Annotated in this window: 34 protein-coding genes and 1 pseudogene; all 35 read left to right on the top strand. The window is 32.6% G+C overall.

What is annotated here, in order from left to right:
• The first annotated feature begins 118 nt into the window (after positions 1-118).
• Positions 119-970 carry a hypothetical protein gene (locus HMPREF9423_RS05500; RefSeq protein WP_006148343.1) on the top strand — a complete coding sequence of 284 codons (852 nt, stop codon included), beginning with the start codon at positions 119-121 and terminating at the stop codon, positions 968-970.
• 197 nt (positions 971-1,167) lie between these two features.
• Positions 1,168-1,500, top strand: coding sequence for a hypothetical protein (locus HMPREF9423_RS05495; RefSeq protein ID WP_006148342.1), 333 nt, complete (start codon positions 1,168-1,170; stop codon positions 1,498-1,500).
• Between the two features lie 73 nt (positions 1,501-1,573).
• Entirely contained in the window at positions 1,574-1,807 is a 234-nt protein-coding gene (locus HMPREF9423_RS05490) for a DUF7660 family protein (RefSeq protein WP_006148341.1), read from the top strand.
• A 122-nt stretch (positions 1,808-1,929) separates the two neighbouring features.
• Entirely contained in the window at positions 1,930-2,322 is a 393-nt protein-coding gene (locus HMPREF9423_RS05485; protein WP_006148340.1) for a hypothetical protein, read from the top strand.
• A gap of 248 nt (positions 2,323-2,570) precedes the next feature.
• A complete protein-coding gene (locus HMPREF9423_RS12620; protein WP_233419438.1) occupies positions 2,571-2,726 on the top strand; it encodes an RHS repeat-associated core domain-containing protein in 156 nt (51 codons plus the stop codon).
• A gap of 88 nt (positions 2,727-2,814) precedes the next feature.
• Complete coding sequence (locus HMPREF9423_RS05480) at positions 2,815-3,159, top strand: hypothetical protein (protein ID WP_006148339.1); 345 nt, start codon at positions 2,815-2,817, stop codon at positions 3,157-3,159.
• A gap of 331 nt (positions 3,160-3,490) precedes the next feature.
• The gene (locus HMPREF9423_RS05475; RefSeq protein WP_006155765.1) at positions 3,491-4,027 is read left to right on the top strand and encodes a hypothetical protein; all 537 of its coding nucleotides are present in this window, start codon (positions 3,491-3,493) and stop codon (positions 4,025-4,027) included.
• A 223-nt stretch (positions 4,028-4,250) separates the two neighbouring features.
• The gene (locus tag HMPREF9423_RS05470) at positions 4,251-4,727 is read left to right on the top strand and encodes a hypothetical protein (RefSeq protein ID WP_006148337.1); all 477 of its coding nucleotides are present in this window, start codon (positions 4,251-4,253) and stop codon (positions 4,725-4,727) included.
• A 55-nt stretch (positions 4,728-4,782) separates the two neighbouring features.
• A complete protein-coding gene (locus HMPREF9423_RS12260; RefSeq protein WP_006148336.1) occupies positions 4,783-4,944 on the top strand; it encodes a hypothetical protein in 162 nt (53 codons plus the stop codon).
• 25 nt (positions 4,945-4,969) lie between these two features.
• Positions 4,970-5,551: a hypothetical protein gene (locus HMPREF9423_RS05465; protein ID WP_006155757.1), complete on the top strand. Its 582-nt coding sequence runs from the start codon at positions 4,970-4,972 to the stop codon at positions 5,549-5,551.
• Positions 5,552-5,689: 138 nt separating this feature from the next.
• Positions 5,690-6,001: an NTF2 fold immunity protein gene (locus tag HMPREF9423_RS05460; RefSeq protein WP_006155772.1), complete on the top strand. Its 312-nt coding sequence runs from the start codon at positions 5,690-5,692 to the stop codon at positions 5,999-6,001.
• A 155-nt stretch (positions 6,002-6,156) separates the two neighbouring features.
• Entirely contained in the window at positions 6,157-6,273 is a 117-nt protein-coding gene (locus tag HMPREF9423_RS12615) for a hypothetical protein (protein WP_006155774.1), read from the top strand.
• 21 nt (positions 6,274-6,294) lie between these two features.
• Entirely contained in the window at positions 6,295-6,432 is a 138-nt protein-coding gene (locus HMPREF9423_RS12505; protein WP_208853962.1) for an RHS repeat-associated core domain-containing protein, read from the top strand.
• Positions 6,433-6,703: 271 nt separating this feature from the next.
• A complete protein-coding gene (locus HMPREF9423_RS12425) occupies positions 6,704-6,841 on the top strand; it encodes a hypothetical protein (RefSeq protein WP_006148333.1) in 138 nt (45 codons plus the stop codon).
• Positions 6,838-7,527 (top strand): hypothetical protein, encoded by a 690-nt coding sequence (locus HMPREF9423_RS05455; RefSeq protein WP_006148332.1) that lies wholly within the window; start codon positions 6,838-6,840, stop codon positions 7,525-7,527. Before HMPREF9423_RS12425 ends, HMPREF9423_RS05455 begins: the two co-directional genes overlap by 4 nt.
• A gap of 43 nt (positions 7,528-7,570) precedes the next feature.
• Complete coding sequence (locus HMPREF9423_RS05450) at positions 7,571-7,933, top strand: hypothetical protein (protein WP_006148331.1); 363 nt, start codon at positions 7,571-7,573, stop codon at positions 7,931-7,933.
• Between the two features lie 134 nt (positions 7,934-8,067).
• Positions 8,068-8,529, top strand: a complete 462-nt coding sequence (locus tag HMPREF9423_RS11750) for a DUF4303 domain-containing protein (RefSeq protein WP_006148330.1) — start codon at positions 8,068-8,070, stop codon at positions 8,527-8,529.
• 260 nt (positions 8,530-8,789) lie between these two features.
• Entirely contained in the window at positions 8,790-9,224 is a 435-nt protein-coding gene (locus tag HMPREF9423_RS05440; RefSeq protein ID WP_006148328.1) for an SMI1/KNR4 family protein, read from the top strand.
• A gap of 181 nt (positions 9,225-9,405) precedes the next feature.
• The gene (locus HMPREF9423_RS05435; protein WP_006148327.1) at positions 9,406-9,654 is read left to right on the top strand and encodes a hypothetical protein; all 249 of its coding nucleotides are present in this window, start codon (positions 9,406-9,408) and stop codon (positions 9,652-9,654) included.
• Between the two features lie 174 nt (positions 9,655-9,828).
• On the top strand, positions 9,829-10,101 hold the full coding sequence (locus HMPREF9423_RS12500) for an RHS domain-containing protein (RefSeq protein ID WP_115253943.1): 273 nt from the start codon (positions 9,829-9,831) through the stop codon (positions 10,099-10,101).
• Positions 10,102-10,576: 475 nt separating this feature from the next.
• Positions 10,577-10,861: a type II toxin-antitoxin system RelB/ParD family antitoxin gene (relB, locus tag HMPREF9423_RS05425; RefSeq protein ID WP_006148325.1), complete on the top strand. Its 285-nt coding sequence runs from the start codon at positions 10,577-10,579 to the stop codon at positions 10,859-10,861.
• Entirely contained in the window at positions 10,851-11,204 is a 354-nt protein-coding gene (locus tag HMPREF9423_RS05420; RefSeq protein WP_006148324.1) for a type II toxin-antitoxin system RelE/ParE family toxin, read from the top strand. The genes relB and HMPREF9423_RS05420 overlap by 11 nt, the downstream gene beginning before the upstream one ends.
• A 181-nt stretch (positions 11,205-11,385) precedes the next feature.
• The gene (locus tag HMPREF9423_RS05415) at positions 11,386-11,793 is read left to right on the top strand and encodes a hypothetical protein (RefSeq protein WP_006148323.1); all 408 of its coding nucleotides are present in this window, start codon (positions 11,386-11,388) and stop codon (positions 11,791-11,793) included.
• A gap of 19 nt (positions 11,794-11,812) precedes the next feature.
• Positions 11,813-12,295, top strand: a complete 483-nt coding sequence (locus HMPREF9423_RS05410) for an SMI1/KNR4 family protein (RefSeq protein WP_006155770.1) — start codon at positions 11,813-11,815, stop codon at positions 12,293-12,295.
• 263 nt (positions 12,296-12,558) lie between these two features.
• A complete protein-coding gene (locus HMPREF9423_RS05405) occupies positions 12,559-13,197 on the top strand; it encodes an Imm43 family immunity protein (protein WP_006148321.1) in 639 nt (212 codons plus the stop codon).
• Between the two features lie 21 nt (positions 13,198-13,218).
• Positions 13,219-13,392, top strand: a pseudogene (locus HMPREF9423_RS12830) (hypothetical protein); the annotation flags it as partial.
• Positions 13,325-13,924, top strand: a complete 600-nt coding sequence (locus tag HMPREF9423_RS12415) for an RHS repeat-associated core domain-containing protein (RefSeq protein ID WP_006148319.1) — start codon at positions 13,325-13,327, stop codon at positions 13,922-13,924. The pseudogene HMPREF9423_RS12830 and the gene HMPREF9423_RS12415, both read left to right, overlap by 68 nt.
• 9 nt (positions 13,925-13,933) lie before the next feature.
• Positions 13,934-14,569: an Imm43 family immunity protein gene (locus HMPREF9423_RS05395; RefSeq protein WP_006148318.1), complete on the top strand. Its 636-nt coding sequence runs from the start codon at positions 13,934-13,936 to the stop codon at positions 14,567-14,569.
• Between the two features lie 224 nt (positions 14,570-14,793).
• A complete protein-coding gene (locus HMPREF9423_RS05390; RefSeq protein WP_006148317.1) occupies positions 14,794-14,997 on the top strand; it encodes a DUF4926 domain-containing protein in 204 nt (67 codons plus the stop codon).
• Positions 14,998-15,175: 178 nt separating this feature from the next.
• Positions 15,176-16,012, top strand: coding sequence for an RHS repeat-associated core domain-containing protein (locus HMPREF9423_RS05385; protein WP_006148316.1), 837 nt, complete (start codon positions 15,176-15,178; stop codon positions 16,010-16,012).
• A 281-nt stretch (positions 16,013-16,293) separates the two neighbouring features.
• A complete protein-coding gene (locus HMPREF9423_RS12610) occupies positions 16,294-16,461 on the top strand; it encodes a hypothetical protein (RefSeq protein WP_006155764.1) in 168 nt (55 codons plus the stop codon).
• Between the two features lie 379 nt (positions 16,462-16,840).
• Positions 16,841-17,158: a hypothetical protein gene (locus HMPREF9423_RS0102060; protein WP_006155749.1), complete on the top strand. Its 318-nt coding sequence runs from the start codon at positions 16,841-16,843 to the stop codon at positions 17,156-17,158.
• 141 nt (positions 17,159-17,299) lie between these two features.
• On the top strand, positions 17,300-17,725 hold the full coding sequence (locus tag HMPREF9423_RS05370; RefSeq protein WP_006148313.1) for a hypothetical protein: 426 nt from the start codon (positions 17,300-17,302) through the stop codon (positions 17,723-17,725).
• Between the two features lie 355 nt (positions 17,726-18,080).
• A complete protein-coding gene (locus HMPREF9423_RS05360; RefSeq protein WP_006155773.1) occupies positions 18,081-18,521 on the top strand; it encodes an SMI1/KNR4 family protein in 441 nt (146 codons plus the stop codon).
• Between the two features lie 282 nt (positions 18,522-18,803).
• Positions 18,804-19,154: a hypothetical protein gene (locus HMPREF9423_RS05355; RefSeq protein WP_006148311.1), complete on the top strand. Its 351-nt coding sequence runs from the start codon at positions 18,804-18,806 to the stop codon at positions 19,152-19,154.
• The last annotated feature ends 62 nt before the right edge of the window (positions 19,155-19,216 follow it).

The raw sequence follows: 19,216 nt of genomic DNA, 5'->3' as shown, positions 1-19,216 counted from the left end.
AGCTATCGATTCTTTAGCAATTTCATTACCATTAGAAATGGCATTCTATCTAGAGATCGTTTCCCCTGATGGCTGAGAAGCTAATTGACATAGACAAATACAGGAAAGGATATATATTATGTTGAAAATATTAAATAATTCATTGGATGGAATTGTATTGGGTCAAAAAAAGGCTGACTTTGATGATGTTATTTTAAATAATCCTAATTATTCATTAGAGTTTGATAGAAAACACAAGATACAATCTGATTCAGAATTGATTACTGTATCCTCCTTGAGGAATTGTGATGAATTTTTCTTAAATGGAAAAGTTATTAACTTTTCAAATCTTGAAAAATTTTTAGAAGAGGAGGGTCCTCTAATAGAAGTTTCGGATGAAGAAAATTATTTTTATATTTTTCCAAAATATAATTTAGTTTTATATGTTGACTATAAGGATAATTTGTTTCTTCAGATATTAATTTACGATGAGAGTATAAGAGATTTATATGATAATAAAGGTAAAAAGTACTCAGACTTTCAAAAAAGTAAACTTAAAAACCCAACTTTAAATCATGATAAATTATTATTTATTCCTTATAAGAGCATAGGCGATTTTGAATTAAATTGTTCTCTATCAGATGTTATAAGAAAATATGACATATCAAACAATGTTATCCCGAAGGTAAAAAATATTATAGAGATAAACAATTTTGTACTAAGGTTTGATAATGAAAAGTTAACTGAGGTTACAATTTTCAATGATAAGAAAGTAGAGCTTGCAATATACTATAATGAAATGGATATATCATCAAAAAAAGGGTTTGCTGAGCTATTAAGTCAATATGATGTTATTGAGAGAACGAAATCTAAATATCTTTTCAAAGAATTAGGTCTAGTTGTAGAAAAAGATCTGTCCGAGTTTCGTTTTTTTGAACAATCATTATTAAAATTTTGGGTAAATTTGCATAGACCTATTACTAGCTGGTAATCACAAGAAAGCTTTAGCAAACCGTAACCCGCACAAAAACTTCAGTCCTGACGCAGGGTGTGTGCGGTACGCACGTGGTTTCTGCCTTTCAGACGACCTCTGTCAAATCTCCTAACCCGAAGGCGACGCACAGCCTCACTTCCGTCACCTTCAGATGAATTATTTGAAATTATCCGATTGAAATAGAAAGGAATCTTATGGAAGTAAATGATATAGTTTTATTTGATCACCAACTATTATTGAACAGAAGTAACAATATTGATTATAAAGAAGGTATTATAAAATCAACTATTTCATTAATGAATTTTCTTAAAAAAAATGATTTACTAATAGGCATTGATCCTTTTAATGAGGACGGTTCTATTAAAGAAAATATCGTTATTAGAAAGTCTAATGTAACTGATGAAGGATTCCAATTATTTGTTAAACCAGTAAATAACTGGTGGAATGCTTTGGATAGGGGAACTCCTCCCGAGAAAGTTACAATTTTGGAGAATGGGTTGAAAAAAATTCTTGCTGCGAAAAAGTAATTTTATATTTTCAGACGTCCTCAATATCTCTTTTGAGGCCGTCTGAAAGACATTGTTCGAGGAGGACTATATTATGGAAATTAAAAATAGAGATGACTTTCTAGTTTTTTTAAAAGAATTCATTACTGAAATTCATACAGAAGATTTTGAAAATAATATACTAGATAGCTTTTTAGAAGCCATGAAAAATTGGATTGAAGATATGGATGGATACTATAAAAATATAGGTATGAGAGAATATAACGACAAAACTTTAAATTGGAGTATGTTAGCAGACATTTTGAATGCCTCACGAATATATGAATAGCGAGTTCAGTCTACTATAGTTTAGATTGAATTCCAATAAAGAGGACCATTAATCCAAACATCTCAAGTACAAGCCATATTCAATAAAGTTTGTCAATTAGTTTCAATTCTAGGGGAATTAAAATGAATAAAAAGTATCAAGTCAGTCCTGAATATATCAGACTTTTTCTTGGACTATTACACGAAGGTATAGATAGCAAACTTGAAGACTTATCAGGTCTGAATTTGGTTAATCGAGATAGCGTAAAGAGATTAGTCAAAGAATATCTGTACCCCGAGTATCAAAATTTTACAATATCAACCCAATTCAGAATTAAAGAAAGTTTGAGATTTGGATTAAATTTCTGGACAGAAGAACGACTATATGATCAATTTCCTAGTACCGACGCAGCCTTTGAAAAACCTCAACAAATGACCGCAAAAGAACTTTATAAGCAAATTTGGGATGATATGTTTAATAATGAAGATATCACTATTTCTGATATAACAAAATATCAGGAATCGAACCAAAATTAGCAAGCCGTAGCCCAAACGAAACCTCCAATCCTGACGTGGGGCGTGTGCGATACGCACGTATGCGACTTCGCCTATCGAAACCTCATCGACGAAGACGGCGAAAGCCGCCAATAAACCCACTACTTCCACTGCGACCAAATAGGCATCCCGAGAGAAATGACCGATAAGGACGGCAATCTCTTGTGGTTCGGTAACTATACGGGCAAAGGTCGTCTAAAAGAGGAAACCAAGGTCACCAACCCTTCCGCCTGCAAAACCAGTACGCCGACCGTGAAACGGGGCTGCACTACAACTTCTTCAGGTATTATGAGACCGATGCGGGGCGGTCTATGAATCAGGATCCGATTAGATTACAGGGGGAACTAATTTATATCAATTTGGATTTAATACTACCTTATGGATAGATATTTATGGTTTATCTGGTACTCTAACAATTCACTCAAGTGGTAGATCTTCAGGTTCTTCATCGTTAAATTCATCAGGAGGTTCATTATGAAAATTAAAGCAATTATCCCATTTCTTATGAGTATAATATCATCTGGTTATTCGTTAACTAATAATGAAATTGATATTAATGACATTTGGAATTTTAAAATTACTATTACTGAAGCTCAAGAAAATAGAGAAGCTCATTTGACAGGTTTACTTAGCAATAGTGCAATGGGAATATCAAGTATGGAAACTACTATTTACAATGACAATGAATTAAATGTTGTTTTATTTCAGAAACTAGCAGGATCAAAATATTCTGGGAAATTAGACAAAAGAATTATTATTGGCAAAAATATTAGTAAAGTTACCTTTGGCTCTGCAAGGGAAATCATATGGCATAACTAACTAGCCTAGACGGAATCAAACTCCAATACTACCTGTAAAATATAAAAGGGTTATTTGAAATACATTTTTAGATAACCCCATCCCCTTCCCCTTCCCACTGGACGAGGTGGAAGACGCCAACGGCAACGGACGGGTATTCTCGCTGAACCTCGGCAATGTGGCTGATGAGCAGTCGCCCATGTTGGAATTGTTGTTCTAGTTAGTGTTTGTATATATTCAACGGCGGGAGTATGTGGTGCTTTTTTGGTAGGAGTATGTGGTGCTTTTTTGGTAGGAGTAAGTCTTGTAGGAGCAATGTGAAGTTTAATATTGATATAGGAGCATGATAATTATGAGCAATAGTGATTTTTATATACAAAATATGATTGAAACTTCTTTAGAACAAGAAGATTTCAGTCAAGTAATTATACTACTAGATTCGCTACCATCTAAAAATATACGTAGAGCATTGTATTTATTATCAAAAATATTCCCAAATAAAATAGAAATTACTGAGAATGAATTTAAATTTATTAAATGTATATTATCCAATAATAAATTTATAGTAGTTCAAAGCATCTCTGATTTTCTGAGAGCAATATCTATACTCAACTTTAATGACCTACAAAAACAGGATATTTCTGATTTGATTTTTCAAAATCTAAATATTTTAAGCAAAAAATGTGATTTTGAGTTAAATATACTAATAACAAAATTAATAGAACCCAATAAATTTTTTATGCAAGTTGAGAAAATTAAAAATGATTTAGATGATTATTCAAGAAAATATTTATTAGATTTTATTTTTTACGAGAAAGAATATCTTGAAAATGGCTTTAATGAAGATGAAATAAATGATTTCATAAAATTTTTGAGCTACCCTAGATAAAATAGCAATCCGTAACCCGCACAAAACCTCCAGTTCTTAAGAACCTTTGGTACAGGTATGCAACTGGACCAACAAAGACGGAGAAAGCGGCCAACCAACCCACTACTTCCACTGCGACCAAATCGGCATCTCAAGATTTAACCAATAAAGACGGCATCCTCTTGTAGTTCGGCGAATACACCGCATGGAAAAACCACTATTAATATAAAAGTTATCTAACATAATGGAGACAAATATGCCCTTCCTGAAAATTCCTTATAGAGATTATCCTAAAGAAGGATTGTTCAAAAAACTTTATCGAGAAAACATTTATAAAATAGAGGAATTTAAAGATGAATTTAAGTATTACGAATATACCCCAATAGAGAAAATTATTATTGATGAACATAATTTAGTACCATTCATCTTTTTTTCACCAGAAGGAATAAATTATTTAATGCCTAAAATTATTGATAGCATCAGCAATGGCATTGGAAATGATGATATTCCAGTAAATATAGAACAATTTATTATAAATATACCTACCGCAGAAAACATCACTCACGCTTTAAATCTCTTAAAAAAAGATGAGCTTATAATTCTTAAAAAGTATTTAGAAAAAATACTATTTGGGAGCTCATCAAATTTGATACAGCAAATAGGTGAACATTATTTATTCAGAAGTATTGAATATCTCGAAAAGTTAATAAATAATCCCTAAATCTACTTATTATTTTGTTAACCGAATACATAAGCTAAGGTTTCTAGAATCGGCAATGGATAACATTGAGTTAAATACAAATTTAACTAGATATGGAATCTATATAGGCTTGTCAAGAAGAGGATGGGAAAAATCATCTGCTCGTGCTTATGCAACTAAACTTGCTTCAAATTTAAGATCTTCAGCAATAAATTTTGCTAGAAAAAACAACTTATAAGTTTAATACAAGAAAGGAATTAAAAATGACTAAAGCTATTCAAGAAAAAGTTATTTTGAACGAGATTAAGGAGATTAGCCTTAATCGAATAGGAGGAAATATTCCTAAATATTTTGATGATAAACAAGATTGTATTTCAGAAATGATGTTTTATGGATGTTTTGACCATCCATTAAAAACTAATTTTATATTATCTATTTTCTTGCCTAAAAATCATGATATTATGCTTGATAATAATATCTATCCTAATTGTTCAATAAAAGTTTTTACTCATCCAAAATCTGAGGAAAGTAAAATTACTTCATTTACAAATATGGACTTAAATAGGATTTATTTTGAACCGTATAGGAAAGTAAATAGTGATGATTTATCAGGTTTAGTAACAGTAGGAGGAGAATTGCAACTAATTCAAGAAGAAGATTATTTTTATAAAAATCTAGAAGAAGATGGATATTTGTACTTTATGAGTATTGACGAAGATTATTACCCAGATAATCTTCTTAATGGTAATTACCCGTTTGATTATGGAAAATTATATATATATTATAAAGAAAAAGATAAGAAAGGTAATATTGATGTAATAGCTGGATTTTGGCAATATTCTTAATTGATCAATAATATAATTTTTATCAGTAACAAGCAGTAGTCATTATATAACTTTCAATCCCGACGTAGGGTGTGCGCAGTACTGCATTACCTACACAAGCACAATCGATTTTTAAATTTTGGTATTAAGGAAAGAATGATGAACAAAATCCGTCTCTTTACTATATTAGTATTTCTTTGTTTTACTTCAGCTTTTGCAAAAGATTTTTTAGACAAAAAGGAGAGCAATATGTTAGTCAGTTCAAAAAATATGGCGCTTGATCTTGCTGAAATATACATAAAAAACGTATATGGAAATACCGTTTCAATAAATCAAAAACCATACCGTATTATTGAAGAGAAAGATGTCTGGATCATTAATGGAGCCCCTCCAAAAGCACTAGGTGGTAATTTCCATATAGTTATTTCTAAAAAAGATGGGAGAGTAGAAGAAATAACTCATTCAAAATAGCAAGCCGTAGACCACATGAAACTTCCAATCCCGACGTAGAGCATTGTGGTACGCACGAAGGCGGTTTCGCCTGTCTAAACCACATCAGCGAAGACTACGAAAACCGCCAACAAACCCACTACTTCCACTGCGACCAAATCGGTATCCCAAGAGAAATGACCGATAAAGACGGCAATTTGTTGTGGTTCGGCAACTACACCGGCTGGGGTCGTCTAAAAGAGGAAACCAAGGTTGCGGATAGCAATCACCAACCATTCCGCCTGCAAAACTAGTATGCCGACCGTGAAACGGGGCTGCACTACAACTTCTTCAGGTATTATGAACCTGATGCGGGGCGGTTTGTTAATCAGGACCCGATTGGGTTGGAAGGAGGCTTTAACGTTTATCAGTTTGCGCCGAATGCTCAAGACTGGGTTGATCCTCTTGGTTGAAGTAAATGCTCATCAAGATCGAAAACACCAAATCCATATCAAGGTGTAAAAAACATCTAAATATTTAAAATCACTAGGAGTTCCAAGAAAATATAGGAAACAACTTTTAGAATCTTTTGATAGAGAAACGATTAAAGTACGTTCGGCAGGAACTAGTGAATATGGATTAAGATACTTCGACGGATTAAATGCTCAAGCTAAAGGCCGTTATTTATTTGAAACATTCCCTGCTACCAGAAGTAGCCTCGCAGTCAAACCAAAATGGAACCTCATGACTAATATTGCTCAATTTAAAGTGAAACCAGAAACAACTATTATTGAAGGTAAAGCTGCACCTCAAGGTTTGAGTTTGCCTGGTGGACAAACACAAAAATATATTAATGACTTAGAAAGGTTAATAAGACAATGAATCAGGAGCAATTTATAAAAAAGATCAATATAGTTTTAGTCGAAATTGATAAAATGATTAATAATTGTGATGAATATAGTTATACAAATAAACAGCAGTTGATTTCTATAAAAAATGAACTATATGACATGATTAATTATCTAAATTCAGAAAGTATTTTTCAACAAAAAAAAGGAAAAGAATTTTTATTGTCTCGGATAGTAATTGATTCTTGGCCATTTAACAATGAGGTTGGTAAACTCCTTGTAGAAATAGAAGAAGATTTCAATTCTTTGACTATAAAAATGTCTAAGTTAAAAATTTTGAATGAAACTCCTTTAGACTTTCAAGAAAAAAATATTTTTGACCAATGGGAAGTCAGTTACCTTGATTTGATGGAAGTTAATCAAGGTTCTCCCTTAGTTGGAAGTCTATCCATAAACGGTCAAGTTATTATTAAAGAACAGGGATTTGGAGGGCCTTTGTTGTATTCCAATAGAAAAATATATATTCCAGTTTTCATTAGACGATTTTGGGTTGTTGGATTTAGGCTTGCAACATTAAATTTAGATGATTTATCAATTGAGTATATTGGGGGTATCGAAGACTTAGTTTATCTGAAAGAGATAAAAGGTAATAGAATTTATTTCTATACAGACATATATAAAAGCACAGAAAAGAATTTAACATTATATGAACAAATATAACTCAAGAATATGCTGTAAACATCATAGCCTAAGGAGGACTTCCATGTTAATTAAAGTCAAAGAATTTATTCAAAAGTATTGGATTAGTATTCTAATTTCATGGATTTGTTTTTGGTTATGGATGGCCTATTATGGAGATAACACAATAGTTAAGTTGGTCGTGTTTCCGATCATCTCTTTCTTTCTAGTTATTTTATTTCATTTAGAATTAGAAAGAAAAAATATTAAACATCTATCTATAATTCAAATGTTAATTGGGATGCTGCTGGGATTAGCTATACAAATCGAAAGTGAGAGTTTTATGCTCCTTGAAGGATTGATATTCGGAGGAATTTTGGGATTAACAACACCCTTTTGGATTAAAATATTTTTATTTTTAAGAAAAAAGATAGGAAATTATGTATAATAAAGCTCAAGCAGATAGATATATGAGCAAGCAATTAACTAGAATTGGTGGTTAGGTTTTTGGAAAATACGGATCACGTAGTAAATGTGCATAGAAACTGATTGATAACAAAAAATTATAAAAGGAAAATAAAAATGAGTATTTTAAGTAATTATATAATTCAAGATTTAATCCAGAATGTATCTAAAGGAGTTACAGAGACATTTAAATTTGTATTAGAAAGATATAATTCTAATGAAGTTTTTGCCTATACATTATATATTGATGACTATTGTTCATATCTGGGTTGGGCTGCTAACACTATTTCTCACTACGAAATAGAAAAAGTAAACTACCCAAAAGAAGATCAGCCTTTTATTAAATGGTATTACCCTCAATTTGCAATAGGACTTGGAGAGGTTCCTGAGAAAATAGATAGTGTATTCAATAATGAGATTCAAAATATTCTTAATGATGCAAATACATTAATATCAGAAGGTAATTTTGAGCAATATCAGGCGGAAGTATATGATTCAATTATAGAAGGATTTAAAAAAGCAATAGAAAATATAGATAAGAAAAAACAAAGAATGTCATATTTTTTGTTTCTATTGTAGATAGTGATAATGCTGAAATTATGGAAAATTATTCTGCTGAGCAATTGAATTCATATGATAAATTTCTTACGTTCAAAAATAGATTTCAAAGCAAGCCGTAGCCTGCATGAAACTTCCAATCTCGATTTTCATTAGACAGTTTTGCGTTGTTGGATTTAGGCTTGCAATATTAAATTTAGATGATTTATCAATTGAGTATATTGGAGGCGCGAGTTCTGGTATGACCAAGCTTTAAAAGAATTATCAAGAAGAGGTATTTAATGATTAGCCAAGAAACAATGAATTTACTTATTAAATATTTTCAAGATTACCCTGAGTTTAAAGGGATACCCGCTAGTAGTGAGGAAATTAAACATGCTGAAAATATTTTAGGAATAAAATTTCACGATGATTACATTGAATTTATTAAAAAATTCGGCGGCGCAAGCGCTGGTTTGGATATCCATGCTTTCCATAATTCAACATTAATTGGAAAAGAAACAGTTATCGAATTAACTCAGGGATTTCAAAAACTTTTAGAATTATATGAACAACCAATGAATAAACTTTATGCAATATCAGATGATGGTTCAGGCAATCCTATTTTAATGGATCAACAGGGACATATTTTTATTTATTATCATGATTCATCAGAAATGGAAATGTTATATGAATCACTTGAAAACTTATTTAAAGAAACATTGTTGGGTGAATAGCAAGCCGTAGCCTGCATGAAACCTCCAATCACGACGTAAAGTCTTCGCGATACGCATGCACGCGGTTCCTGTTTTTCAGACGCCCCAATCCTTTTTCGAGGTCGTCTGAAATATTGGTTCTTTAACAATCTCATTACCAGTCATTTACAAAATGTAGTTTCTCAAGGAGCATTATAATATTATGGAAATTAAAAAAGAGTCCAACGACTATATTATTAAATTAAACAACTATGAAGTATTAGTTTTTTTTGAATGGCTTGTTAAGTTCGTTGAAAATAATGAAATTATTGATGAAGCTGAGCAAAAAATATTATATGACTTAGAATGCTTATTAGAATCCACATTAGAAGAACCTTTTATGGAAAATTATAAAGATCTAAAACATATAGCTAAAAAATCTATTATTAATAATAAGCAAGCTGTAGATTGAGACGAGCCTCAACAAATTGGTTAAAGCCAAAATCTTCAAGAAAGACGGTACGAAAGAAACTTTGGAGTACACCTACGATGCCTTGGGCAAAAGGATAGGCAAGGTCGTCTGAAAGACGGAGAAGCTTCAGACAACCTCGAAGAGAAAACTGGATTCGTTTAGGACGGCAGCCATTTGCTGCAAGAAATCCACCCGGACGGCAGATATACCTATATCTATACCGACCCGGATTCCTACGATCCTTTAGCACAGGTACACAACCGGACCAACGAAGACGGCGAAAGCCACCAACAAACCCACTACTTCCACTACGACCAAATCGGCATTCCAAGAGAAATGACCGATAAGGACGGCAACCTCTTGTGGTACGGCGAATACACCTCCTGGGTCCGTCTGAAAAAAGATGAGCGGGTTTATAAGAACTCACATCCCAAGAGGTCCTTATAAAAAATTCATCTCAAGGATAACTATAACATCCATTAATACAAAAAATCGCTTTATATTCTTCTTGTTATTGAGGATATTGATACCTTTAAAACTGGAGTTATTAACCTCTTTAATGACTTACTTGATCCTGATAAAAGGTATCTGATTTATCGTGGTTTTATCAAAACATATCGCAAAATGACTCCGATTGAAAAAATCGAATTTTTCAAAAGAAGACCGTCGAGGAAATCGCAGCTAAAAAATAAGCTGTGGTATATATTTAGTGATGAGGTAACGCTATGAGAAAAACACTTTTTGGTTGTCTGCTTGCATGTTCTGTATTACGCTTTCTTGACCGCTCAGTACTTCAGTCAACTAAAGCACTACTTCTTCTATTGAAACAACTTAGTTCTGTCATCAAACAGAACTTTTTTTCTTGATTAGAATCTATATCTAGTATATAATCAATCTATAACATATAGATTGGAGATATATCATGGCTATAACTTTATCGAAACAATACAATTTTAAACTGAATGAAGCCACTATGGAACAAGCTCGAAAAATTATCAAGGAAAAGGGAATGACAATGACAGATGCTATTTCTTTATTTGTGGAGCAAATAGTCCTGGAGCAAGATTTGCCTATTAAGACGGCCGAAGATCTACATAGAGAACAGTTGATTGAAGAATTACAAGCCCAATCTGAGCGTGCCTTGAGAGAATACGAGGCAGGCGAAGGAACTGCCCTAGACGATATGAGGGTACGTTATGGCTTATAAAGTGATTGCTTCAAAAGAGGTCGAGGAAGCTATCGACAATATACACGACTATATAGCTACGGTACTTCTATCCCCTCAATCCGCCAAAAATACTGTGGCTAAAATTTTAGACAGCTTAAAAAGTTTAGAGATTTTTCCTGAAGCAGGCTTTGACGCTGATGAGAAAATCGGAGTAAAGATTAACAGCAAGTATCCCTCACGAGGAAAAATTATAGATCAATATGTTTTGCTTTACTTCATTGACCAAAAACGAAACACTGTTTTTTTATCTCACCTATTCCACACTAAAAGTGACTACGTCACTTTGTTACAAAAAGACAATATAAAAAGGCCAAATACTTGAGACAACTTTCTTAAGTTTATAAGCTCCGAAACCTTAATTTTTGGTACCGTCTTGGTTTAACAATACGGTATATATCTAATATTTTACAGCTATATCCCCTTTAGAAACGTTGATTTAATAAAGATTTAAACACTATAGAGTATATCTTTGTAAAATACGGTTTAAAATCGGAGCAAGTAAAATGAAAAAGTTACTGATTGGATTGATTGGAACTATTTTGCTTTTGACAGGAGCTTTAAAAATGTCACAACAACTTACAAAAAATACTCAATATAATGATTTGACTGTTAGATACTATTTAGGAATGACTTTTCCTAAGTATAACCATCCTGCAAAATTGTATGATGAAATCAATTTAGATAAGGTAGATAATATCCGAAAAAGCAAAGAGACTATGTCTTATTATACTGGGTTTTATAAAGATGGAAAATTAATTAAATTTGAGAAATATAGTAATGATAATAAAGTAATGGATTTTGCTTATGAATATGATGAGATGGGAAATCTAATCAAAATTTATAAAAATAACATTGAGGTAGGAAAACCGCTCCAAAAGAGAATGGAGAAGAAAAAAACTGGTGCTTGTTAAATTGTTAAAGGAGATTGTTATGCTTAGTTTTTACGATTGTGATAAAAATTTATCTGAAAATGATTTCAATGACGTTGAAAAAAATTTAGAAGTATCTTTTCCAGCTTCATTCAAGTCGCATTACTTCAAATGGAATGGAGGTACTCCCACTCTTTCTTGTTTTGTCAATGATAATATTGATTATGACTATATTGAAATTCGCGACTTCATACCAATGAAATATTCTAAGCAGTTTGAGGATGATCCAGATTTTACATTGGAAGGAAGAGCAATAAATGAATGGAAACTTAATGAGTTACCTATAAATCTGATTCCTTTTGCTTTTGATTGGGGAGGGAATTACCTCTGTTTAGAAAAAAATAGTCGGCAAATTATTTATTATGTAAGGGATGTATGGAGTGAAAATATATCAAGAGAAGCTAATTTTAAAAAAAATTCAATTATTATTGCGAAATCATTTGATGAGTTTTTAAATTGTTTAGAAGAAAATCCTGATGATTAATAAACTGGCGTAGCGTCGTGTATATATAGTAAGTGTAACAAGACATAGCTCGCATGAAGCCTTCAATTCTGATGTTAGGTGTGCGCAAAATTGTACGCACGCGGTTTCGCCAACCGTAACCATATCATGGTCGATTACAGGCACAAATGCGACAGCGTGTACGAGATTTACAAAAAAGTTTAAAAAATCGTTTGAGTAAGTCCATATCTGTTGGAGGATATTCATCTACCAACTCACCCAAACGATTAGATTAGGAGTGTATTATGAAGAAATTGATGGTGTGGGGATATAGCTCACAAAGTTTAGATGAGTTAGCGAAAAGAAAAGTGCCTAAGGTTTCCTTAGGGGAAGTAGGGATATCAGAGGTATTCAACCCTAAAAAAACGCATCCTGATTTTGACTTTTCATGGAGTTGGTTCGTAAAGGGACAAGAAATTCCTCCAATGCCTGAAAAGGTTTATGTCTGCTTAAAAAAAGCAAGGAGTGTTACTTTTGATTTTCTACCTTATGGCTACAACTTCTTTATCATGTCAGCGCGTTTTTTGGAATTTATTAAAAAATATGGTTTTAATTATAATTTTGGTATGAGCGAAGCCATTATTGTCAATACAAAAGGTGAGTTATTGACGAATGAAGTCTATTATTTGGTAAGAATAGTTAGCTGGGAAATTGAGGATGAAATTGTTTACCCGGATTTAGGAAGAGATGAAAAAGGTTTTTCGCTGGAAGCATATACTAATTCGGATAAGGATATTTTGCTGTCTTCCAAATATAAGTATATGGAAGCATTTATGGTGTCAGAAAATTTAAAAGACAAAATATTGGAAAACTTTTCTTTGCCTTTTCTTTATTCTTTGGAAGAGTGGAAGGAATTGAACAATTTAGACAGTTATTGGGATTAATATAAATCAAAGAAGTGTTGGATGAACTTTTTTCATCCCAACATCTACTCCTTCTTTCGTGGGAGAGGGCTGGGGAGAGGGCAAAACGACAGCTACGAACCCTTGGCAAAGGTACACAACTGGACCAATGAAGACGGCGAAAGCCGCCAACAAACTCACTACTTCCACTGCGACCAAATCGGCATTCCGCGTGAAATCACCGATAAAGACGGTAACCTGGTTTGGGGATTATTACGGTTGGGGCAAACTGAAGAGCGAAACCAACACATCCGGAGGAACTGCTCACCAACCCTTCCGCCTGCAAAACTACTATTGCGACCGTGAGACGGGGTTGCATTACAACTTCTTCAGGTATTACGAGATTGATACGGGTCGGTTTGTGAATCAGGATCCGATTGGGTTAGAAGGTGGAGAGAATCTATACTGGTTCGCTTCTAATATTACAAGCTGGATTGATCCTTTAGGCTTGGAATCCATATTAGGTTTCCTTACAAAAGTATCTGCAAAACAAAATACAGGGGCAGTTCCTTTTTTAAATGTTAATGGTCGCATTTACAGCAGAATTGTACGCACGCGGTTTCGCCTACCGCAACCACATCATGGTCGATTACAGGCACAAGTGCGACGGCGTGTACGAGATTTACAAAAAAGTTTAAAAAATCGTTTGAGTAAGTCCATATCTGTTGGAGGATATTCATCTACCAACTCGCCCAAACGATTAGATTAGGAGTGTATTATGAAGAAATTGATGGTGTGGGGATATGCCCTACAAAGCATGGATAAAGCAGAAAAAATGGGGTTGCCACGAGTAAGTAGTGGAGCTGTGGGTATATCAGAGAAGTTTAACCCTAAGAAAACGCATCCTGATTTTGACTTTCCGTGGAGTTGGTTTGTAAAGGGACAAGAAATTCCTCCAATGCCTGAAAAGGTTTATGTCTGCTTAAAGAAAGCAAGAGGTGTTACTTTTGATTTTCTTCCATATAATGATTTCTTTATCATGTCAGCACGTTTTTTGGAATTTATTAAAAAATACGGGTTTGATCATGATTTTGGAATGAGTAAAGCAATTATTGTCAATACAAAAGGTGAGTTATTGACGAATGAAGTCTATTATTTAGTAAGAATAGTTGATTGGGAAATTCAGGATGAAATTGTTTACCCAGATTTAGCATTAGATGAAGATGATTATTCACTGGAGGCATATACTAATTCAGATAAGGATATTTTATTGTCTTCCAATTATAATTATTCAGGAGCATTTATGATGTCAGAAAATTTAAAAGAAAAAATATTGGAAAACTTTTCTTTGCCTTTTCTTTATTCTTTGGAAGAGTGGAAGGAATTAAATAATTCAGACTTTTATTGGGATTAATATAAATCAAAGAAGTGTTGGATGAACTTTTTTCCATCCCAACATCTACTCCTTCTCTCATGGGAGAGGGCAAAACAACTGCCTCGACCGACTGACCGCCTACATCGACGGACTCGGTGCCAAAACCGCCTACGAACTCGCGGTGGACGGAACGCGATTACTTCAGGAGTACACCTCCAAAGGCAACTACATATGTTTTATAGTTAATTATTAAGGAGTTTCTAATGAAATATTCACTTTTAGAAGTAGTCAAATTGCAACAAGATCTTCCTGATTTTAATTTACAACAGGGAGACATCGGTGCAATTGTAGAAGTTTATTCAAATCCATATGAAGCATATGAGGTTGAATTCTGCGATACTAAAGGAAAAACAATCTCACTACTAACTTTAAAGCCAGAACAATTAATGCCATTTCTTGATACATAATATTATTCTTATAAAACTTAAAAGCAAGCCGTAGCTCCCATGAAACCTCCAATCCCGACGTAGGGTGTGCGGTACGCACGAACCCTTGGCATAGGTACATAACTGGACCAACAAAGACGGAGAAAGCCGCCAACAAACCCACTACTTCCACTGCGACCAAATCGGTATACCGCGCGAGATGACCGACATCCACGGCAATCTCTTATGGTACGGTGAATACACCGCCTGGGGCCGTCTGAAAAAGGACGATCGGGTTTACAAGGTTGCGAATCAGCCGTTCAGACGGCAAAATCAGTATGCCGACCGTGAGACGGGGCTGCATTACAACCTGATGTGTTATTACGAACCTGAGGCCGGTCGGTTTGTGAATCCGGATCCGATTGGGTTGTGGGGTGGGAAAAATCTATATACCTTTAATCCCAATATTGTTAGCTGGATTGATCCCTTAGGGCTAATTAAAGCATCTGAGATCAAATGGAAAGGTTTTATCATGACTAGAACAGAAGCTATTAAATTTTTTTCTGAGTATCAGACTAATTCAATATCTAATTCTGAAAAGATGAATATCCTATTAGACTTTTGGTATTCCTATGAATCTGAACCAGAACATTTAAATAAAGAACTTATAAGCTACTTAAGTACACATGATTTTGATGACATAGAATTTTATGATGATTTTTTTAATCCTGTAGTTACCTTAGGGTTAACATATAAAAATTCAATTTTAAGTAATAAATTTCTAGCTAAAAAACTTAGTCTTCTTCTCTCCAAAGAAATAAACGTCTATGGAGACGAGATAAATCAGAAAGTAAAATGTCCGTGTTGTCATTTTTATACCTTGTCTAGTAAATCCAACTATGATATTTGTCCCATTTGTCATTGGGAAGATGATGGCAGTAATGAAGAACAATATTCAGCGGTTAATCATAATAGTTTATCTGAATATAGAAACATTTTTTTTCTTGAGCATGATAAAACTAAACTAGAGGAAAAATATATTTTCGGTAAGCCATAACCTACAGGATCGTCTGAAACCCTAAACCCTCACTCACCCAGCTTTCAGACGACCCCATCCCCAACAGAAGCAAGCCGCCAACAAGCCCACTACTTCCACTGCTACCAAATCGGGATGCCGCACACCAACCCTTACGATTGGAAAACATCCTTGTCCACACTTGCATGTAGCCACTACCAAAATGGATGGAAATCTTAGTCAAAAAAGAAATAATGGGAATGGTATATTTTCTTGGAAGTCCTACAAAGATAATGCAACCGTACAACATAGGAAATAGTATCATGACAACTTTAGAAGATAAAATCTTTACTTTAAAACAGAATAATTTAATGGAAAAAATGAAAGAAATTCATTTTTTAAATAATTTAATTTCAGATTCTCAAAAAATTATTCCATATCCACTCTCATGTGAAATAATAAATCGTACTTTTACCCCCTATAGAATATAAGAATTATTAAAAGAAAATTTTAGTTTATCGATAAAAAATGAAATATTAAATTTTTTTGCACCAGAGGAAAATGATATTGCTTATGTATACTTTTATGGAGGAATAAATGATTCGGCTGAAATACCAATAGAATTATTCCCCTTGTTTATTATCAAAATAAAAAATATTAGCAATTGGCTAGAATTAATAAACAAACCTAATTTTTATTGTTTAAAATTCTTTAGTCATAAAATAGATAAAGTCATCGATATATCTCTACTCGACAATGAGAAAGATGTGTTATCTATTTCTATTGGAGTGAATGCTTAACTTTTTTAAAATAAATAAACTATTCCAGCAGAAGCAATCCTTGGCTTTGTATAACTTAAAGGTGGTTACTATGAAAGAATTATTAGAAAAACTTGAAAATAATAGTTTTATTGATAAGGTCAGAATGGATCTTGAATTCGATGTAAAGGACTATCAAGAATTATTAAAAATTTTAAATGAAATAAAGCATTATACTCATAATCATAATCTAATTGAAAAAAGATTGGCGTCTTATTTATATGAAATACCGAAATTAACACATATTTGGTATCTCAATTTAAAAGACGATCCAAATAAAAATGAATCTTCTATTGTTAATCAACTTGAAGAAGCATGGATAGAGTTAGATTCAATAATTGGAGAAGAAATTCTTGGTCAAGGACAATAAATTCCTGTTAACAACCATAGAAACTCTAAATTTAGCAAAAGATAACCGTTTTGAGAAACCAAAGCATGCATGTGCAACATCTAACCCTTTGCTAGCTATATTAAGAATTACTGCAACAAGTGGATAAATAAGAGAAATCAGATGGAAAAATATTTCTTAGAAATTATCAATTTATTAATTGATAATAATACTGAACAAATTTATAGAAAGATTATGCTTTCTATATTAGATATTATTATAGAGAATCCAATTTTATGTATAAGCATCTATAAACCTTATGTTGATAGTGCAGAAAATTATTGGAGATATTATGATGAAACTATTGATAACTTAGAAAAATACCGAAAGGAAGTTATTGAAATTGCACTATTAAAAAAATGGTCAACTTTAAATAAAAAGGATAAAAAAAATATAGAATTAAATCATATTTATCGTTTAATTCTTACTCCATTTAAATCAGAAGAATTAGATAGAAACTGTGATAATCTATATTGGTTTATTGAGTGTATAAACCATTATGGTATCAGCTCTTATAAGGCAATAAATTATTTCAAAAGATACTTTTAATACGCCTATCTTTGCTAAAAGGCAATGAAAATAATGAAGAGATGGTTTAGTAAGAAGCCTGATAATGTCTAAAGATGTCTACGTCTATGATATTACTGGCCTCCTAATTTGTTTGGGACGGCAGCCACCTCTTGCAGGAAGCCCACCCGGACGGAAGATATACTTATCTCTACACCGATCCCGACAACTACGAACCCCTGGTACAGGTACACAACTCTTTATTACAGAAAGTTTTCATAGAGATAAAGCACAAACTGATGCGCACGATAAATTTCGTGAGGTCTATTGAAAAAAAGTGCACGGGATTATATTGGAAGTTGTAAAAAAACTCATATTGAAAGGACTAATACTAATCATGAAAGAAATATCAAGCATAGAAAAAAATTTAAACATCTTATTTCCTCAGTCATATAAAAATACTATTAATAAATTTCAATTATTTATGGAGATTGAATTCAACAACTATCAAATTAATCTGTTTAATGAAGAATCGTTGTTTGATAACTTAAATGGATTTCCTCAATGGTGCTATTTAAAATACCTAGTAGAGATAAATAAAGAGAAACAACAGATGCCTAATATTGTAGAAAGGCATGACTCAAATGGATATATTGACTCAGAACGAGTAAAAAGAGGTTTGCTGTTTGGCTCTTTAGCTGATGGAGCGTGCGTGTATTTTGATTTGGAAGATAATTTCTCAATATGGGAGTATTGGCTAGATGATGGAAGTATTGGAAAAGTAGCAGATACTTTTGATGAAATTCTTGAATATGGAAAAATTATAGATTTTGAGTAAATGTAAATTGTATCAAGGTTTAACAAATCCCATAAGGTCGTCTGAAATAATTTTCAGTCGACTTCAAACCTTCATCAAGATCCTTTGAAAGATTTGTTTTTTGACAATCTCATTAATAAAAAAATACAGAAACTTCTGGATATAATTTACGAAATAGGCAGTGTGCAAGTTTTGCATATGGAGCAAAGTTAAGCTGCTGATATTAAAGAATTGAAAATGTCTGGTTGGGTTACTCCTGCTTCGTTAGCTAATAAAATTAATAAATTAAATGGTAAATAAATTATGAAATCAATTTTAAGTTCAATTTTATCTCTAATAGTATCCTCTTCTTCTAATTTACCTTATGTTTCACATTACTCTTATGATTTTCAACATGGCTGGTTAAATATAATTGTATCAGAATATAATAGTAAAAAAACTTGCGGAGATATAAGGATCAGTAATAATGAGTTACAATATAAGCTTTTTTGTGGGAAAGAAAATGGAAAAGGAATGATTCCGTTAAGTAAAATAAAATTAAAATATGAAAAAGATATTTTTTCTGCCCAAAGTATTATAAGTGAAAAAATATTTTTTTCAGTTAAATGTACGCAAGAGCAATACAGATATATAGAAAAGTATCTTAAGAAATAAAACGGCAAAAAGACAATTAAATTCTGTACAAATATAGAATTTGTAATAATCTGAAGCAATCC

This window comes from Streptococcus infantis ATCC 700779, assembly GCF_000187465.1.
GTDB lineage: Bacteria > Bacillota > Bacilli > Lactobacillales > Streptococcaceae > Streptococcus > Streptococcus infantis.
This window is presented reverse-complemented; position numbering and strand designations above follow the sequence as displayed.

Excerpts from the sequence above, each read along its gene's own strand:
- HMPREF9423_RS12615 (WP_006155774.1), top strand. The coding sequence starts at position 6,157 with ATGACCGATAAAGACGGCAATTTGTTGTGGTTCGGCAACTACACCGGC.
- HMPREF9423_RS05420 (WP_006148324.1), top strand. The coding sequence starts at position 10,851 with ATGGCTTATAAAGTGATTGCTTCAAAAGAGGTCGAGGAAGCTATCGAC.
- HMPREF9423_RS05385 (WP_006148316.1), top strand. The coding sequence starts at position 15,176 with ATGACCGACATCCACGGCAATCTCTTATGGTACGGTGAATACACCGCC.
- HMPREF9423_RS05490 (WP_006148341.1), top strand. The coding sequence starts at position 1,574 with ATGGAAATTAAAAATAGAGATGACTTTCTAGTTTTTTTAAAAGAATTC.
- HMPREF9423_RS12415 (WP_006148319.1), top strand. The coding sequence starts at position 13,325 with ATGAAGACGGCGAAAGCCGCCAACAAACTCACTACTTCCACTGCGACC.
- HMPREF9423_RS05405 (WP_006148321.1), top strand. The coding sequence starts at position 12,559 with ATGAAGAAATTGATGGTGTGGGGATATAGCTCACAAAGTTTAGATGAG.
- HMPREF9423_RS05465 (WP_006155757.1), top strand. The coding sequence starts at position 4,970 with ATGACTAAAGCTATTCAAGAAAAAGTTATTTTGAACGAGATTAAGGAG.
- HMPREF9423_RS05485 (WP_006148340.1), top strand. The coding sequence starts at position 1,930 with ATGAATAAAAAGTATCAAGTCAGTCCTGAATATATCAGACTTTTTCTT.
- HMPREF9423_RS12610 (WP_006155764.1), top strand. The coding sequence starts at position 16,294 with ATGACAACTTTAGAAGATAAAATCTTTACTTTAAAACAGAATAATTTA.
- HMPREF9423_RS05415 (WP_006148323.1), top strand. The coding sequence starts at position 11,386 with ATGAAAAAGTTACTGATTGGATTGATTGGAACTATTTTGCTTTTGACA.
- HMPREF9423_RS05370 (WP_006148313.1), top strand. The coding sequence starts at position 17,300 with ATGGAAAAATATTTCTTAGAAATTATCAATTTATTAATTGATAATAAT.
- HMPREF9423_RS12425 (WP_006148333.1), top strand. The coding sequence starts at position 6,704 with ATGACTAATATTGCTCAATTTAAAGTGAAACCAGAAACAACTATTATT.
- HMPREF9423_RS05410 (WP_006155770.1), top strand. The coding sequence starts at position 11,813 with ATGCTTAGTTTTTACGATTGTGATAAAAATTTATCTGAAAATGATTTC.
- HMPREF9423_RS05495 (WP_006148342.1), top strand. The coding sequence starts at position 1,168 with ATGGAAGTAAATGATATAGTTTTATTTGATCACCAACTATTATTGAAC.
- HMPREF9423_RS05460 (WP_006155772.1), top strand. The coding sequence starts at position 5,690 with ATGAACAAAATCCGTCTCTTTACTATATTAGTATTTCTTTGTTTTACT.
- HMPREF9423_RS05435 (WP_006148327.1), top strand. The coding sequence starts at position 9,406 with ATGGAAATTAAAAAAGAGTCCAACGACTATATTATTAAATTAAACAAC.
- HMPREF9423_RS05480 (WP_006148339.1), top strand. The coding sequence starts at position 2,815 with ATGAAAATTAAAGCAATTATCCCATTTCTTATGAGTATAATATCATCT.
- HMPREF9423_RS12260 (WP_006148336.1), top strand. The coding sequence starts at position 4,783 with ATGGATAACATTGAGTTAAATACAAATTTAACTAGATATGGAATCTAT.
- HMPREF9423_RS05395 (WP_006148318.1), top strand. The coding sequence starts at position 13,934 with ATGAAGAAATTGATGGTGTGGGGATATGCCCTACAAAGCATGGATAAA.
- HMPREF9423_RS05450 (WP_006148331.1), top strand. The coding sequence starts at position 7,571 with ATGTTAATTAAAGTCAAAGAATTTATTCAAAAGTATTGGATTAGTATT.
- HMPREF9423_RS05455 (WP_006148332.1), top strand. The coding sequence starts at position 6,838 with ATGAATCAGGAGCAATTTATAAAAAAGATCAATATAGTTTTAGTCGAA.
- HMPREF9423_RS05355 (WP_006148311.1), top strand. The coding sequence starts at position 18,804 with ATGAAATCAATTTTAAGTTCAATTTTATCTCTAATAGTATCCTCTTCT.
- HMPREF9423_RS0102060 (WP_006155749.1), top strand. The coding sequence starts at position 16,841 with ATGAAAGAATTATTAGAAAAACTTGAAAATAATAGTTTTATTGATAAG.
- HMPREF9423_RS05440 (WP_006148328.1), top strand. The coding sequence starts at position 8,790 with ATGATTAGCCAAGAAACAATGAATTTACTTATTAAATATTTTCAAGAT.
- HMPREF9423_RS05500 (WP_006148343.1), top strand. The coding sequence starts at position 119 with ATGTTGAAAATATTAAATAATTCATTGGATGGAATTGTATTGGGTCAA.
- HMPREF9423_RS05470 (WP_006148337.1), top strand. The coding sequence starts at position 4,251 with ATGGAGACAAATATGCCCTTCCTGAAAATTCCTTATAGAGATTATCCT.
- relB (WP_006148325.1), top strand. The coding sequence starts at position 10,577 with ATGGCTATAACTTTATCGAAACAATACAATTTTAAACTGAATGAAGCC.
- HMPREF9423_RS05390 (WP_006148317.1), top strand. The coding sequence starts at position 14,794 with ATGAAATATTCACTTTTAGAAGTAGTCAAATTGCAACAAGATCTTCCT.
- HMPREF9423_RS11750 (WP_006148330.1), top strand. The coding sequence starts at position 8,068 with ATGAGTATTTTAAGTAATTATATAATTCAAGATTTAATCCAGAATGTA.
- HMPREF9423_RS05360 (WP_006155773.1), top strand. The coding sequence starts at position 18,081 with ATGAAAGAAATATCAAGCATAGAAAAAAATTTAAACATCTTATTTCCT.
- HMPREF9423_RS05475 (WP_006155765.1), top strand. The coding sequence starts at position 3,491 with ATGAGCAATAGTGATTTTTATATACAAAATATGATTGAAACTTCTTTA.